This is a genomic window from Streptococcus sp. 5004, assembly GCF_013276755.1.
Taxonomy (GTDB): domain Bacteria; phylum Bacillota; class Bacilli; order Lactobacillales; family Streptococcaceae; genus Streptococcus.
The window spans coordinates 48,670-64,067 of the sequence record NZ_VMLP01000015.1 but is presented as its reverse complement, the minus strand read 5'-3'; the positions used below and the strand labels follow the sequence as shown (position 1 = coordinate 64,067).

The window sequence follows — 15,398 nt, the reverse complement described above, 5'->3', positions numbered from 1 at the left end:
AATAAGAGTTATCATCTCCTTGGGAAACAATAGAAATGTCCAAATCTTTCTTTTTAATCTTGCCTTCTTCAAAGAGTTTTTGTTTTTCTGCTCGTATTTTTTCAAGTAAAACTTCGACTGATTCATCATTTGGGTCTTGTTCAACTAATTTTCCTTGCATAGCATATTGAAGAATAGATTTTTTTAGTTTATCTGGAAATTCTTTATCTAGCTGTTCGAGTCTATTATAACTTTTAGCGTACTCATCTACTCTTTCTAAAGCTGATTCGATTGCTTCTACTATTCGTTGTTGTTCGGATAGTGGAGGCAATAACATAGGAACTTCATATTTTAAAAATTTTATTGAAGCTAAATTTTTTATCGCTGAACCTATAGAATGCTCTTTTAGTGTATTAATCAAACTCGTAAACATCCATTTAAAATACTGTGAATCTATTATATCTGAGTTTAACGTAAGTTTTAATAATGCTTGATTTATAACTCCATTATAATAATTTGAAGGTATTTGAAAGATTTCTCCAATAGTACCTGCACAAGATATTAAAATATCTCCTGCTTTTATTGAAAAATTTTTTAAACGTATATAATCACTCTCTTTTAACCAATAGTCTCCATAATCTATAGTTTTTCTTATAGCATTACCTTGTTCATAAACCTTATATGTATGTTCTCCTTTCGGAACAAACATTGACTTTGTTATAGAACTACCAAAAGGACCTCTTTTTATTGAGCCGTCCTCTAATGCACAAATGTCTGGTAAATAAACTATGGCCCATCCTTTAGGTATATTATGTTTAAACTCTTTTATACTTCCATCAGCAAACTTCCCATAATGTTTCTTATGTGCTTCAAGTATATAAAAAGGCGTAAAAATACGCCTATAGATAATGGGGTTGAAATAGGTTTATTGTTGATGAGATTGTAGATAATTCAATTTTTTACTTCCAATCGAATACTTAAAACCTCCACCTTTTCTGCCTGTAATTGTTCATCATAAAATTCAATATCTTCAGGATTTTCCCCTTGGCAACCTCGGTAGAAATATTCTTCCGCTCGATCAGGATTCAAAAATCGACAAGCACAAACAAAACAGTCTCCATCATCATTTATTGAGATAATATAGTAGATTGAAATAAGATGTAAACAAATCGATTAGGAAAGTTAAATTAGTTTCTAGAAATTTTTAGCAGATGTAGTGTACTATTCTAGTCTCAATTTACTATGGCTTCAAATATATCTTTCGAAAAAATATTTACAGATGTGTAATTTTGAAGCTTGCAAAAGTTAGTAAACTTGTAGATTTCGATTTGAAGTAACTTGTTTTCTTGCCCGATATTGTTTTTGAAATTGAATTTTTCCATAGTGACTCCTTGATTTTCTTCTACACGTCTGATGATAAATCTAATTCGCAAAAGAGTCAAGAGGATTTTGCGAAAAATAAATAGCGACCGAAATCACTATTTTAAGGGTTATAGGTATTTGATAGCTTAGACTGCTGTGTGACTGTTTACCCTCAGGCAATCTTTCTTCTATATTAGTATTAGTAAAGGTCTAAATAATTATCAATTTCCCATTGTGAAACAAAGGTTGCATAACTTGCCCATTCGATTCGTTTGGCTTCAAGGAAACTAGTATAGATATGTTCTCCAAGAGCCGCTCTGACAACTTCATCTTCTGTCAAAGCTTTCAAAGCGTTGTGAAGAGTTGATGGAAGGTCTGTAATACCAGCTTCCTTGCGCTCTTCTGCTGTCATGATGTAGATATTTTCTTCGATAGGAGCTGGTGCTTCGATTTTATTTTCAATACCATGCAAACCAACTTCCAAAAGAACTGTCATAGCGATATATGGGTTTGCCATTGGATCAACTGAACGCAACTCAAGACGAGTTCCCATACCACGTGAAGCAGGCACGCGTACAAGTGGCGAACGGTTACGACCAGCCCAAGCAATGTAAACAGGGGCTTCATAACCTGGAACCAAACGTTTGTATGAGTTAACCGTTGGGTTCATGATAGCAGTATAGTTGTAGGCATGCTTGATCAAACCGCCAAGGAAATGGTAGGCCGTTTCTGACAACTGCATTCCTTTTGGATCATTTGGATCAAAGAAGGCATTATTTCCTTCTGCATCAAACAAGGACATATTACAGTGCATACCTGATCCAGCAATACCAAATTTTGGTTTGGCCATAAAGGTTGCGTAAAGGCCATGTTTGCGAGCAATGGTTTTAACAACAAGTTTAAAGATTTGAATCTTATCACAAGCACGGAGAACTTCATCATACTTAAAGTCAATCTCATGCTGTCCAACCGCAACCTCGTGGTGACTGGCTTCTACTTCAAATCCCATTTGGGTCAAGACATTCACAATCTCACGACGTGTGTTGTCCGCAAGGTCAGTAGGCGCCAAATCAAAGTAGCCACCCTTGTCATTCACTTCAAGTGTTGGGTCCCCATTTTCATCGAGTTTAAATAGGAAAAATTCTGGCTCTGGTCCAAGGTTGAAGGATTTGAATCCAACTTCTTCCATGTGACGAAGAGCACGTTTCAAATTGCCACGAGGGTCCCCCGCAAATGGTTCACCTTCTGTTGTATAGACATCACAGATCAAACCTGCAACACTTCCATTTTCATCTCCCCAAGGGAAGACTGTCCATGTATCCAAGTCAGGGTACAAGTACATATCTGACTCATTGATACGTACAAAACCTTCAATAGAAGATCCATCAAACATAGCCTTGTTTGACAAGACTTTATCTAACTGTTCATCTGTAGCAGGAATTTCGACGTTTTTCATGGTTCCCAAAATATCTGAGAACATGAGACGGATAAAGGTAACATTTTTTTCCTTGACTTCACGACGAATATCTGCAGCTGTGATTGGCATGAGTTTTCTCCTTAATGTATGACTACTTGCGGTTGCTTAACCGCGACCAAAAGGTGATTGCACCGAAGCAAAGCGACCCTGTTGGAGGAGTTCATTGTGAAGTGCACGGCGCACCTCAGTCTGACTCACCGCTTTCTTGGATTTCGCTTCACGTTCAGCATATTTTTTCTTAATGGCAGCGATATTATAACCTTCAGAGATATAATCTTTGATTTCAAGCAGACGATCCATGTCATTCAAGGAATACATGCGACGGTTCCCTTCGTTTCGATCAGGTTTGATCAACTCTTGATCTTCATAATAACGAATCTGACGCGCCGATAGATCGGTCAACTTCATAACACTGCCGATAGGAAAAACAGCCATATTTCGGCGAAATTCTTTTTCCTTCATTTACAATTTCCTTCTTTCTGTCTATTATAGTCTAAAAAAAGACAAACGTCAATTGATAATGTTATAAAATGTAACATTATTTTTCTTTTTTCTCTAAAAGGAGCCGAATACGATCAATATCGTAATTTACTAGAATTGCGACAAAAACTCCCATAAACGTTTCTGATACACGCGCAAACACGTACAAAATTGTTTCCCCGCTCGGAATCGATAGGGTAATGATTAACATAGCCGCTACACCACCAATAACCCCCGCTTTGTTATTCATGGCTACATTTGTCATAATGGTTAACATGGTACAGATTGGAACAACAACCAAGGTTACCCAAAAGGCTTCGTGGAAAAAGGTATTTAATAAGAAGAAGACAAAGGCATAGAGGCCTCCGATACTATTCCCTAGAATACGCGAAGTCCCAAAATGAACACTCTTATCAAAACTCTCCCTCAGGCTAAAAACAGCTGTCAAAGCACCGATTTGAAGACCTTTCCAACCAAAAAAGCCAAAAATCAAGAGAACTAGAAAAACAGCAATTCCTGTTTTAAAGGTTCGCATACCAAGTTTGAACTGGGATTTATCGAATTTATATTTTTTAAAATAACTCATAATCTCAACTTTCTATTTCCATTTTATCATAAATCGGTGATTTTTATGAGTAATAGTTGCGAGGAAGCTCTTTTATTTTAAGCAAAAGAAAAGAGGAACTCTCATCCCTCTCTTCTTTGATTTGTTTATAAAATCTTATTTTTCTGTCAAGGCTGCAAGTCCTGGAAGAACTTTATACTCAATGAAAATCAAAGAGCAAACTAGGAAACTAGCTGCAGGTTGCTCAAAGAACTGCTTTGAGGTTGTAGATAGAACTGACGAAGTCAGTAACATATATACGGCAAGGCGACGTTGACGTGGTTTGAAGAGATTTTCGAAGAGTATTACCTTCAAGAAGCTCCATTGATGCCCCACCACCGCGTCACAAATACCTACACTAACACAAAAAGGTGACATAGCCACCTTTTTGTTAACGTTTCAGTTTTCTTCCTTTTCTACAAAATCAGGATTTTGTAGAGACTAACGGGCTGAAATTATTTTTCTGTAAGTGCAGCCAAACCTGGCAATACTTTACCTTCAAGAAGTTCCATTGATGCTCCACCACCAGTAGAGATCCATGAGAACTTGTCTGCACGACCAAGGTTGATTGCTGCGGCAGCTGAGTCACCACCACCGATGATTGATTTAACGCCTGGTTGTTTCACGATAGCGTCCATCACACCGATTGTACCAGCTTGGAAGTCTGGGTTTTCAAATACACCCATAGGTCCGTTCCATACAACTGTTTTGGCACCAGTCAAAGCTTCGTCAAATTTAGCGATAGATTTTGGACCGATGTCAAGACCAAGGAAGCCTTCAGAAACTGCTTCACCTTCAGTGTCACGCACTTCAGTGTAACCAGCAAATGCGTTAGCTTCTTTTGAGTCAACTGGCAAGATCAATTTACCGTTTGCTTTTTCAAGAAGAGCTTTCGCAACATCCAATTTGTCTTCTTCTACAAGTGAGTTACCGATTTCGATACCTTGTGCTTTGTAGAATGTGTAAGTCATACCACCACCGATAAGGACTTTATCAGCTTTTTCAAGCAAGTTTTCGATAACACCGATCTTGTCTGAAACTTTTGAACCACCAAGGATCGCTACGAATGGACGTTCTGGAGTTTCAACTGCTTCTTGGATATAGGCAATTTCGTTTTCAAGAAGGAAACCAGCAACTGCTTTTTCAACGTTTGCTGAGATACCAACGTTAGATGCGTGTGCACGGTGAGCTGTACCGAATGCATCATTTACGAAGATACCATCTCCAAGTGATGCCCAGTATTTACCAAGTTCAGGATCGTTTTTAGATTCTTTCTTGCCGTCAACATCTTCGTAACGAGTGTTTTCAACCAAAAGAACTTGTCCATCTTCAAGAGCGTTGATCGCTGCTTCCAATTCAGCACCACGAGTTACACCTGGGAAAACAACGTCTTGGCCCAATTTAGCTGCCAAGTCTGCTGCTACAGGAGCAAGTGATTTACCAGCTTTATCAGCTTCTTCTTTCACACGTCCAAGGTGAGAGAAAAGAATTGCACGTCCACCTTGTTCGATGATGTACTTAATAGTTGGAAGAGCTGCTGTGATACGGTTGTCGTTAGTGATTACGCCATCTTTCAATGGTACGTTGAAGTCAACACGAACGAGGACTTTTTTACCTTTCAAGTCAACGTCTTTAACAGTAAGTTTTGCCATGTTACAAAAACCCCTTTATTTATTTTATTCGAAACTATTATATCACACTTTGGAAATATAAGGAAAGATTTCACAAGATTTTTCGATATTTAATCTTCATCTTCTTTTTTCTGTTTCAATGTCAAGGCTAAACTAGCAAGACCAAGGCTTGCCAATCCTGCTATTAGGGCTTCATTGGCATCAGCAGTTCCTGTATTTGGCAATTGGGTGCCTGCTTCTTCTGATTTAACTGCTGTATTTTGGGCTGGTTTTTCTTGTGTAGGCGCTACTGCTGGTTCTGTTTTTACTTTTGTTCCAATTTCAACAATTTCTGGAATCGCCTCTTGGATGACTTCTGTTGAACGAAGGCGACGCTGACCGTTCCCATCAACTTCAAAGACATGTCTCAACAGACCATCTCGTCCCTGTATGATGACTCGTTGTTCCCCAACTAGCATATCAGCATTTTCATGCTCTTGACGGTCAAAAGCAACCTTTTCCTCTTGAACTTCCAATTTAGGAGCCTTTTGTTTATCAGAAGGAGGTTGATTAGTAGGTTTTGAAAGGACTGTGTTTTGTTGTTCTGGTTTAGTTGAGATAGTAACAAGGTCATTTGCACCATTAGATTCTACTCGTGGTTTTTCAGCAGATTCATAAACAAAGGCATAATGAGTAAAGTGTGGTGCTGTAAAGATGACATGACTATCCGTTTGTTCAAAAGCCAATTCTACTGCCTCTTTGCCTTCAGGTAAGAAGAATACTCTCTTCACTTTCTTATCTTTTTCAATTGGAATTTTCACAATAGAAGCGTAAGAGAGATCAACGTCTTGGCCTTTTTCATCTAGACCTTCTATTTCAAAGACATGAGCATCTTCTCCAGCAAAGTATTTCTTCTCTTCAGCACTTGCTTGAACACGCTCTACTTTCAAGCCCTTGATGATAGTCTTCTCTTTATTTGAGAAGTGTACTTCAACACCTGTTTTACTATCAGAAAAGACTGCTGGCTTGTCTTCTTTCAATAAGGCAACCAGATCTTTCAGACTCTGTTTCGCTGTTGCAAGCTCTTCTGAACTCAAATCTACTTTTTCAACCAAGGCCTTGTTTTTCTCAAGAAGAGGAGCTAGGGCAGAACCTGAAGGATGGTTTGGTTTGGCATCCAAGAGTTCTTGAGCCTCACCTGTTAAGCGATCGAGTTCTGTCTTTTCTTCCTTAAATTTCTCTTGACCATTCAGAGCTTTATGAGCTTCTGTCAATTTATTAAGTCGGTCATTAGCCTGATCTTGGGTGCTAGTTTCATGGTCTTTCAACACTTGCTCAGCCGCTTCAATTGCTTTCAAGAAGGCTTCTTTTATTTCTGGTGAAGCAAAGTTATAGACCACCTTGTTCTTAGCCGCTTCAACTTCTGCTAATTTTTGTTTAAGGTACTCATCGTTCAATGCTGCTTTTGGAGATACCAAAACATCAAAGTTGACTTTATGACCTTGGTAACGAAGCGTCAAGGTTTGACGACCAGTCTTTTGAGCATCGTAACCAGAAATTTCAACTCCCTCATCAGTAAAAGAATGTTCTTCCATGGTGTCATTGCTATAAGCCACTGCAAAGCGTCCTTCAGACAAGTCTAAGCTATCACCAACTAGGTAATCTTTTTTCGGTTCCTGACTTACTTCAATTCTCAAAATAGTTTTCGGACTTGCTTCATCTTGACTAGTAACAGTCACTGACAAATTAGCATGTACCGGTTGCCCCAAATATTGTAAAGTAAGATTTTGTTCTCCCTTATGATGCGTATCAAAACCTGATACTGATACACCCGCGTGAGTTAGGCGAATGAGTTCGTCCTCAGCTCCTCCTTCATACTGAACTCGAAGAACACCACCTCTAAGGTCCAAATCCTCCCCTTCGGCGTAGCTTGTTTTCTTAGGTCCTGTTTCTAGGCTGACTGACTTGATTCTTCTGTCATCTTTTGGAACGGAAACCGCTAGGACATTACTAATTTCCTTGCCTGGAAACTGGGTACGATAGTACAGAAGACCAGATTGATTTGTCAAATCCAATGGTGCACTTGCTAGGTCTCCTCCAACTTCGCTCTTCAAGGTTGCAAGCGGAGTTTGAGAATTTGGATTGTCATAAACGGTAATGGTTGCTCCAGCTGGTACATCCGCAAAACCAACTTGTACCTTGTTATTACCTAGAGAACGGGCTGCAGCCTTGGCCATCGGAATATTGACACTCTCAGTATCAAGCTTTTCATACATTTTCCAGTTATAGATACGAATAGCCTTCCATGGAGTTCCATTGTCAGAAGTGACAACATTCAAGCGCCAATCTTGAGCTGTGATAGGCTTGTCAAGGGTAATATCTGTAACATGAGCTTTATTGCCACGGACTTCCTTAGCCAACTTCCATTGACCATCCGCATCTTTATAATAAAGGTCAAAGTCTTTGGTGTTCATCAAACCGTCGTTTACAGATTCTCCACCAGCTCCAGCATGGTCCATTACCCATCTAACAACTGTACGCGGCTGGGTCAAACGAATATCCACACTACCACTTAACTGTCCAGAAGACCACTTGTCTGAAAGACTGGTAATGGTACCATTCAACATACCTTCAATACCTTCTCCACCTTCTGTATCTGGGAAGGTACTTCCGATAACAGTAGCCCCTGGAACGATGTTTTCTGCTAGAGGTCTTGGAAGACTTGTGTCTTGGACAGTCATCCCCCACTCAAAGTTTGTAGTTGCTGCTTCTGAACGAACCCCATTTTTACCGACTGCTACAACCTTCAGTTCTTGAGTTGTACCCTGAGCACTTGCTGAGCGGCTAACTTTTGGTAGGTAGATCGTAGTTGCAGATGAACCTGTCAATAGGCGCCAAGCATCGCCATCCTTTTCATAGACTTCATAGAAATCAGCATCTTTATGACCAGTAAATTGTACAACTGCTTCCGCTTCTTGGGCATTTTTAAGGACTTGTTTGGCTACAGCTACTGTGGTTGGTGCCTGAGGAGCATCTTGATTATTGCTGATGGTCAATTGCCCCAGGTTAAATTGATAACCTTTTAGGTCTTTATCATTTTCAAAATAGAGTTTAATACCGTAAATTGTTTTACCTGCCAAGGCACTCAAATCAAAATCATCGGTAGTCCAGTTATCTGAAACTGTCAATTCTTTACGAGCAGCTTCATCACCGTAGGTATAATCTTTCTTGGTTGCAAATTCTACATAAACCTTGGTTCCTTTGCCTCCTTTGTGGGCAACATGCAATTTGGTGGTATCTGTCACCTTCAAGCGAGTAGAGTACAAATTAACATCTTGCTTGGTCGCACCTGAAAGATCACCTGCAAATTTGAGAGAAGTTCCACCATTATAAGCATCTTCAAAATCATAGCTTGCTTTCAACTTATCACCAGTTGATTTTTGCCACCAGCGCCATGTTGGAAGAACACCTGAAACTGAACGGTAATTCCACTCAGAATCCTTAGAAACCTTACCATCTACGAACCACTTTCTACCATGTCCTGTATTAAAAGAAGTAGTAAAAGTATTACCTACTGCTGGCGTACGGTCCGCAACTAGGTTAGCAATCCCATACCAATCTTTGTCACCTGGTTTTTGGCCAGTAGGGTCTCCTTGATAACCTGTAAAGAAGATATCTTCATTCTTATGATAATCTTCACCAGTTTTTCCTAAACTTGTAATGGTATTTGGGGCGAACAAACCAAGAGAAAGGCGTAATTTCCCATTTTCATCTAAAATGTCATTCCACTTAACCTTGGTCTTGTAGGAACCACCCTGTTGCAATTCCAATCCTGCAAATACATCATAAGGATTACGGCCAATCCAGTTGGCAGTTGTAATAGTGTAATCATTTTTAGCCTTATCCCAGTTAAAGTTAGCAAAGAAGTTATCTGCTGGAACCTTATCTCCTTCAGGTTGCATGAATTGGTAGTTGTATTCTCCCAAACCATCTTGGTGGTAACGTCCATAGTTATAGGTCATAGCATCGTACCAAGAATACTTGATTGGATGGTTTACCTTAGCAGCATATTCCTTGGTATAGAGCATAAACTGGCGCATCTTTTCTCCAAGAGGTTCAACCAAATCCCCAGTTGTTTCTTGGTTGATGAAATAGCCATCATAGCCATAATACTTGGCCATATCCACCAATTTACGGGCAATTGGGAAGCTACCATCTGCGTCTTGCTTCAAAGCTTCAGCAAATTTTTCTTGATCAGCAATACTATTAGACCAGTTAAAGAAGAGTGTACCATATACAGGCACCCCGTTACGGTGACCTGCATCAATAACGTCAGGAGTTGGTACGAGACCTTCCCAGAAGACCATTGAATCTAGATATTGCCAATAGTCAAAAGCATAGGCCTTGAACTCTTCTCCACCAACAGAAGCGTGGTCTTTTGCTTTAGAATTGGTATTTGATAAGGCTTGAACTTTTGCTTCCTTACTAGCTTTTTCATTGACCAAATGACCTGTCCGACGTGAAGCGAGGGCAACAGATCCGCGGTTAATAGCATCATCTTCACGAGCCCCTGGTTCCCATTTCAACAAATCTTCCCAAGAATTAAATTTGATTTCCTTTGGTTTTAATGTTTTTTCTGTATTTTTAGAGACATCTGGCTGGACTTCTTTTTCAGTCTTATTAGCTTCTGCTGCTGGCTTAGACTCATCCCCTTGGCTAGTTGCTTCAGGCTTTGCTTCTATTTCCTTTTCAGACTTAGGTTTTGCTTCTGCAGATGGTGTTTCTGCAGCCACCTCACTTGCTTTTTCCTCTGGTTTAGCTGCGCTAGCTGCTTCTGCAGTTTCAGTAGTTGCAGCTTCATTGCTTGCTGGCGAAGCAGTTTCAGATGATGTCGCTACTCCTTCTGCCTTTTCTGGCTTATTTTCTCTAGCATGTTCTCCTTCATGCTGCTTGTCAGCTTCATTAGTTGGATGCTCACTCTCTCCTGAAACAAGCTCTGTATTGGCTCCATTATTTTCAGGAACTGCAGTTTCTTCTGCCAAGGCTGGACCAGCAAATAAAACAGCCCCAATCATCAGCGAGCAGGCTCCTACTGATAACTTACGAATACTGTACCGACAACGTCTTTCAAAAAATGAATTCTTCATTTTCTCCTCCTAAAAGATTGATTTTATTATTTTAAAGAAAGCGCTTAACTTTCTTCGTAAAATTTTTATCCCAATCACAGGGATTAAGATAATTTCTCCCTAATTTTAAAATATTTCTTTTAAATGTCAATATATAAAAGGAAATATCTATATCTAGGTTAGAAATTGGTAAAATTAATATAATTAAGGCCTTTTCTCACGAATTTTCTTTCTAAAATCTTAGCTTAACACTTGTTAGATTTACTTTTATCCTTTAAAATAGAATAGGAGAAATTCCGTTATTATTTTTCGGAGGAAAAAGAAATGTCCATTAATTGGCAGGAAATTTTATTTCACTTTTTAGGTGGTCTGGGACTATTCTTATATAGTATCAAGACCATGGGAGACGGTTTGCAACAAGCTGCTGGAGATCGCCTTCGTTTTTACATTGACAAATATACTAGTAATCCTTTCTTTGGAGTTCTGGTTGGTATTGGGATGACTGCTCTAATTCAGTCTAGTTCTGGTGTAACAGTTATCACAGTCGGTCTGGTCAGTGCCGGTCTCCTAACCTTACGTCAGGCTATCGGGATTGTCATGGGGGCTAATATTGGGACAACAGTCACATCCTTTCTTATTGGGTTTAAACTAGGTGACTATGCCCTGCCTATGCTCTTTATCGGTGCTGTCTGCCTCTTCTTTACAAAAAATCGGACAGTCAATAATATCGGACGCATCCTCTTTGGTGTCGGTGGTATCTTTTTTGCCCTCAATCTCATGAGTGGCGCAATGGCTCCACTCAAAGATTTACAGGTCTTTAAAGACTATATGATTGAGCTAAGTAAGAATCCTGTTTTGGGTGTCTTTGTCGGTACCGGCTTGACCTTACTGATTCAAGCTTCCTCGGCTACCATCGGGATTTTACAAAACCTCTACGCCAGCAACCTCATTGACCTGCAAGGAGCTTTGCCAGTTCTATTTGGTGACAATATCGGGACAACCATTACAGCCATCATTGCCTCTTTAGGTGCTAATATTGCAGCTAAACGGGTAGCAGGTGCCCATGTCGCCTTTAACGTGATTGGTACGGTTATCTGTATTGTCTTCCTTGTACCTTTCACTGGCTTGATTCATTGGTTTGAATCTACGCTAAATCTAGCACCGGAAATGACCATCGCCTTTGCTCATGGAACCTTTAATATTACCAATACCATTGTCCAATTTCCATTTATCGGAGCTCTGGCTTACTTTGTAACCAAGATTATTCCTGGAGAGGACGAGGTTGTCAAATACGAACCCTTATATCTTGATGAACACTTCATCAAACAAGCCCCATCTATCGCTCTCGGAAATGCTAAGAAAGAGCTCTTGCACTTAGGAAACTACGCTGCTAAAGCCTTTGACCTTTCCTATAAGTATATCATTGACTTGGATGAAAAAATTGCTGAAAAAGGGCATAAAACCGAAGAAGCCATTAACACCATCGATGAGCAATTAACACGTTATCTCATTGCCCTTTCAAGCGAAGCTCTCAGTCAAAAAGAAAGCGAAGTGCTCACCAATATCCTTGATTCCTCCCGTGATTTGGAACGGATTGGAGACCACGCGGAGGCTCTACTCAATCTAACTGACTATCTTCAACGTAAAAATGTTGAATTTTCTGATGCTGCCTTGAAAGAATTAGAGGAAGTTTATCGTCAAACTAGTGACTTTATCAAAGATGCTCTGGATAGTGTGGAAAACAATGATATTGAAAAAGCACGCAGTCTTGTAGAACGTCATGAAGCAATCAATAACATAGAGCGTGTTCTCAGAAAAACCCACATCAAACGCCTCAACAAGGGCGAATGTTCAACACAAGCTGGGGTAAACTTTATCGACATCATCTCCCACTATACTCGTGTATCAGACCACGCTATGAACCTTGCTGAAAAGGTTTTTGCAGAACAAATCTAAGAACCAAGAAGCTATCCATCATAATTGGATGGCTTTTTGCTTTTTCCTAAGTAAGAATTTTTTCTACCATATAGAAAAATACTTTGATCCACAATGGAATCAAAGCATTTTAAAGAACTCCCCGTACATAAGGGCAGAAGCCGCAGTTCCTCTGTACTTGGCTTCTTCTCTCTTGATAAAACGAGCCAAGTTGAGCAACTCAGGTGCCGGATGTTTGGGATTCTTGAGCAATTCACGATTGACCAGACCTGAGAGACGAACTGCCAGCAATTGCTCATTTGTAGTAGGCAGTTTTTTAGCAGTCTCTAGGAGAGCAGCAACTAAATCTTCACTCAAATCATGACGAGCATGATTGTAAAGATCTTTTATAAGGCTTTCTAAGTTTGGTTCTACCATCCCTACCACCTCCCTTATGGTTTAATAATTTTTAATCAAATCAACCGTTGAACGATCCAATTTTTTCACCAAGGCTTGCAAGAAAGCTTGAGCTTCTAGGAAGTCATCCATAGCGTAGAGGGTTTGGTGAGAATGGATATAACGAGCACAGACTCCGATTGTTGTTGATGGGACACCACCATTTTTCAGATGAGCTGCGCCAGCGTCTGTTCCGCCTTTACCACAGTAGTATTGGTACTTGATACCCGTTTCTTCAGCTGTTGTCAAAAGGAAATCCTTCATTCCTGGGAGAAGCAAGTGACCTGGATCATAGAAACGAATCAAGGTTCCATCTCCAATCTTACCTTGACCACCGTAGACATCACCTGCTGGTGAACAGTCAACTGCGAGGAAGACTTCTGGGTCAAACTTGGTTGTGGAAGTATGAGCACCACGGAGACCAACCTCTTCTTGGACGTTAGAGCCAAGATAGAGTTCATTTCCCAGTTTTTGACCTGAAAGAGCTTCCGCCAACTCGCTCACCATGAGAACACCGTAGCGGTTGTCCCAAGCTTTTGAGATGATATTTTTTTCATTGGCTGTCAAGATAGCGGAACTATCTGGGACAATGGTGTCGCCAGGACGGATGCCAAAGCTTTCTGCCTCAGCCTTATCCGCAAAACCGCCATCAAAGACGATATCTGCAATAGCAGGCATGGTTGGTCCACCCTTTCCACGAGTCAAATGTGGAGGGACAGAACCCGAAATCACAGGAATTTCACGACCGTCACGAGTCAAGAGTTTGAAACGTTGGCTGCTAACCACCATAGGATTCCAACCACCGATTTCTACCACACGGAAGGTACCATCTGGCTTGATTTCGCTGACCATAAAACCAACTTCATCCATGTGAGAAGCGACCAAGACACGCGGTGCATCTGCAGCTTCTGAATGTTTAATTCCGAAAATACCACCCAAGCCATCTGTCACCACTTCATCCACGTGCGGTGTTAACTTTTCACGAAGATAAGCACGGACAGGCGCTTCATGACCTGAGATCGCAGCAAGTTCTGTTACTTCTTTGATTTTTGAAAATAATGTTGTCATTTCAGTTCCTTCTTTCTTTCATCCATTTTACCACTTTTTATAGGAGAAGGATAGCGGGAAGGTGGATTTCCAAATTAGTATCTTAGTCCTGCTCTATCTTAGAAAAAGCTTGTATTTTCTTGCATGTGAGGTGAAATCTAAGAACTATTCCAAGACCAACCAAACTATTAATTCCCAAATAAAAAACAATCCAATGCTATATTTGTTCAGTTTTTTCATGAAATTTGCAGAAAATAGTTGACTTTGCCTTCTTATTTCTTTAAAATAGTACAAAACTAGGAAAAGGAAAAAATCATGACCAAAACAATTCTTGTCACAGGTGGAGCTGGCTACATTGGCTCCCATACCGTTAAAGCTCTTTTAAATGCTGGCTATCAGGTACATGTTCTAGATAATCTCTCTACAGGAAATCGAGCGGCTGTAGATAGTCGTGCTAGCTTTAAACAACTGGATGTTTATGATGCTAGTGCCCTAAAAGCTTACTTAGAAGAAAATCAGATTGATGCTGTTCTTCATTGTGCAGGTGAAATTGTTGTGAGCGAAAGTATTGAAAATCCAAGTAAATACTTCACTGCCAATGTTGCTGGTATGAACCAAGTTCTCAAAGTCTTATCTGAAGTTGGCATTCAAAAAATCATGTTCTCTTCGACTGCTTCCCTCTATGGTAATAACTGTATTGACAAGCCGGCAACTGAAGATACCCTGCTCGACCCTGTCAACCCTTATGCAGAAACAAAACTGATGGGTGAACGAATGATTTACTGGATGGCCAATCGCTACGATTGGAAATATGTCATTTTCCGTTACTTTAATGTTGCTGGGGCTGAAATGGATGCTTCAAACGGTCTGCGCGTGAAAAATCCAACTCATATCATTCCAAATATCAACAAGACCGCATTGGGACAAAATGATCGCCTGAAAATATTTGGAGATGACTACGATACACGTGATGGTTCATGTATTCGAGATTACATTCATGTCTTGGATCTTGCACAGGCTCATGTTAAAGGAATGAACTACCTATTTCAAGAAGACAGTTCTTCTCAAATCTTTAACTTAGGAACTGAAAAAGGCTATACCGTCAAAGAAATCTTTAAAACTGCTGAAGAATTACTGAATCAAAAAATACCACACGAAATTGTTGCTCGCCGTGCTGGTGACCCAGCTAGCGTCCTAGCAGACGCATCAAAAGCTAAAAAATATCTTGATTGGAAGGCTAGCTACTCCCTCGAAGATATTATTTTATCAGATTATCGTTGGCGTGTTAAAGAAGGCAAAAACATTTTGGAATAGGATAACAAAGGAGAAAGCCTTGGCGCTCT

At 40.0% G+C, this 15,398-nt stretch carries 13 protein-coding genes; 3 read left to right on the top strand and 10 right to left on the bottom strand.

Going from position 1 to position 15,398, the window contains the following annotated elements; all coding sequences use genetic code 11:
- Together HT685_RS05745 and HT685_RS10120 are read right to left on the bottom strand one after the other, a co-directional pair.
- The coding region (locus HT685_RS05745; RefSeq protein ID WP_240148749.1) for a restriction endonuclease subunit S at nucleotides 1-688 on the bottom strand (688 nt) is incomplete at its 3' end.
- 523 nt (nucleotides 689-1,211) lie between these two features.
- Nucleotides 1,212-1,361, bottom strand: coding sequence for a hypothetical protein (locus HT685_RS10120; RefSeq protein ID WP_000410533.1), 150 nt, complete (start codon nucleotides 1,359-1,361; stop codon nucleotides 1,212-1,214).
- Here HT685_RS10120 and HT685_RS05735 point away from each other — a divergent pair.
- Nucleotides 1,326-1,445, top strand: coding sequence for a glutamine synthetase (locus HT685_RS05735; protein WP_137995524.1), 120 nt, complete (start codon nucleotides 1,326-1,328; stop codon nucleotides 1,443-1,445). The two genes, HT685_RS10120 and HT685_RS05735, sit on opposite strands and share 36 nt — an antisense overlap.
- A gap of 95 nt (nucleotides 1,446-1,540) precedes the next feature.
- On the opposite strand, the gene glnA is transcribed toward HT685_RS05735, so the two are convergent.
- The 6 genes from glnA to HT685_RS05705 form a co-directional block, all read right to left on the bottom strand.
- Nucleotides 1,541-2,887: a type I glutamate--ammonia ligase gene (glnA, locus tag HT685_RS05730; RefSeq protein WP_050261078.1), complete on the bottom strand. Its 1,347-nt coding sequence runs from the start codon at nucleotides 2,885-2,887 to the stop codon at nucleotides 1,541-1,543.
- A 36-nt stretch (nucleotides 2,888-2,923) separates the two neighbouring features.
- Nucleotides 2,924-3,280, bottom strand: a complete 357-nt coding sequence (gene glnR / locus HT685_RS05725) for a transcriptional repressor GlnR (protein WP_000659547.1) — start codon at nucleotides 3,278-3,280, stop codon at nucleotides 2,924-2,926.
- Between the two features lie 76 nt (nucleotides 3,281-3,356).
- On the bottom strand, nucleotides 3,357-3,884 hold the full coding sequence (locus tag HT685_RS05720; RefSeq protein WP_023937102.1) for an aromatic acid exporter family protein: 528 nt from the start codon (nucleotides 3,882-3,884) through the stop codon (nucleotides 3,357-3,359).
- A gap of 135 nt (nucleotides 3,885-4,019) precedes the next feature.
- Nucleotides 4,020-4,280 (bottom strand): hypothetical protein, encoded by a 261-nt coding sequence (locus HT685_RS05715; protein WP_172922495.1) that lies wholly within the window; start codon nucleotides 4,278-4,280, stop codon nucleotides 4,020-4,022.
- A gap of 77 nt (nucleotides 4,281-4,357) precedes the next feature.
- Nucleotides 4,358-5,554, bottom strand: a complete 1,197-nt coding sequence (locus HT685_RS05710; RefSeq protein WP_001096743.1) for a phosphoglycerate kinase — start codon at nucleotides 5,552-5,554, stop codon at nucleotides 4,358-4,360.
- A gap of 89 nt (nucleotides 5,555-5,643) precedes the next feature.
- On the bottom strand, nucleotides 5,644-10,659 hold the full coding sequence (locus tag HT685_RS05705; protein WP_173278968.1) for a bacterial Ig-like domain-containing protein: 5,016 nt from the start codon (nucleotides 10,657-10,659) through the stop codon (nucleotides 5,644-5,646).
- Between the two features lie 303 nt (nucleotides 10,660-10,962).
- Here HT685_RS05705 and HT685_RS05700 point away from each other — a divergent pair, with 303 nt between their 5' ends.
- Complete coding sequence (locus HT685_RS05700) at nucleotides 10,963-12,594, top strand: Na/Pi cotransporter family protein (RefSeq protein WP_173226080.1); 1,632 nt, start codon at nucleotides 10,963-10,965, stop codon at nucleotides 12,592-12,594.
- A 99-nt stretch (nucleotides 12,595-12,693) separates the two neighbouring features.
- On the opposite strand, the gene HT685_RS05695 is transcribed toward HT685_RS05700, so the two are convergent.
- Nucleotides 12,694-12,990: a bacteriocin immunity protein gene (locus tag HT685_RS05695; protein ID WP_173226078.1), complete on the bottom strand. Its 297-nt coding sequence runs from the start codon at nucleotides 12,988-12,990 to the stop codon at nucleotides 12,694-12,696.
- A gap of 21 nt (nucleotides 12,991-13,011) precedes the next feature.
- Nucleotides 13,012-14,076 (bottom strand): glutamyl aminopeptidase, encoded by a 1,065-nt coding sequence (pepA, locus tag HT685_RS05690; RefSeq protein ID WP_173278967.1) that lies wholly within the window; start codon nucleotides 14,074-14,076, stop codon nucleotides 13,012-13,014.
- Between the two features lie 294 nt (nucleotides 14,077-14,370).
- On the opposite strand from pepA, the gene galE reads away from it, so the two are divergent.
- Nucleotides 14,371-15,369 carry a UDP-glucose 4-epimerase GalE gene (gene galE, locus HT685_RS05685; protein ID WP_173278966.1) on the top strand — a complete coding sequence of 333 codons (999 nt, stop codon included), beginning with the start codon at nucleotides 14,371-14,373 and terminating at the stop codon, nucleotides 15,367-15,369.
- The last annotated feature ends 29 nt before the right edge of the window (nucleotides 15,370-15,398 follow it).

Coding starts and splice junctions, on each gene's coding strand:
- HT685_RS05705 (WP_173278968.1), bottom strand. CDS start 10,659: ATGAAGAATTCATTTTTTGAAAGACGTTGTCGGTACAGTATTCGTAAG.
- HT685_RS05715 (WP_172922495.1), bottom strand. CDS start 4,280: ATGTCACCTTTTTGTGTTAGTGTAGGTATTTGTGACGCGGTGGTGGGG.
- HT685_RS05700 (WP_173226080.1), top strand. CDS start 10,963: ATGTCCATTAATTGGCAGGAAATTTTATTTCACTTTTTAGGTGGTCTG.
- pepA (WP_173278967.1), bottom strand. CDS start 14,076: ATGACAACATTATTTTCAAAAATCAAAGAAGTAACAGAACTTGCTGCG.
- HT685_RS10120 (WP_000410533.1), bottom strand. CDS start 1,361: ATGGAAAAATTCAATTTCAAAAACAATATCGGGCAAGAAAACAAGTTA.
- HT685_RS05710 (WP_001096743.1), bottom strand. CDS start 5,554: ATGGCAAAACTTACTGTTAAAGACGTTGACTTGAAAGGTAAAAAAGTC.
- galE (WP_173278966.1), top strand. CDS start 14,371: ATGACCAAAACAATTCTTGTCACAGGTGGAGCTGGCTACATTGGCTCC.
- glnR (WP_000659547.1), bottom strand. CDS start 3,280: ATGAAGGAAAAAGAATTTCGCCGAAATATGGCTGTTTTTCCTATCGGC.
- HT685_RS05720 (WP_023937102.1), bottom strand. CDS start 3,884: ATGAGTTATTTTAAAAAATATAAATTCGATAAATCCCAGTTCAAACTT.
- HT685_RS05695 (WP_173226078.1), bottom strand. CDS start 12,990: ATGGTAGAACCAAACTTAGAAAGCCTTATAAAAGATCTTTACAATCAT.
- glnA (WP_050261078.1), bottom strand. CDS start 2,887: ATGCCAATCACAGCTGCAGATATTCGTCGTGAAGTCAAGGAAAAAAAT.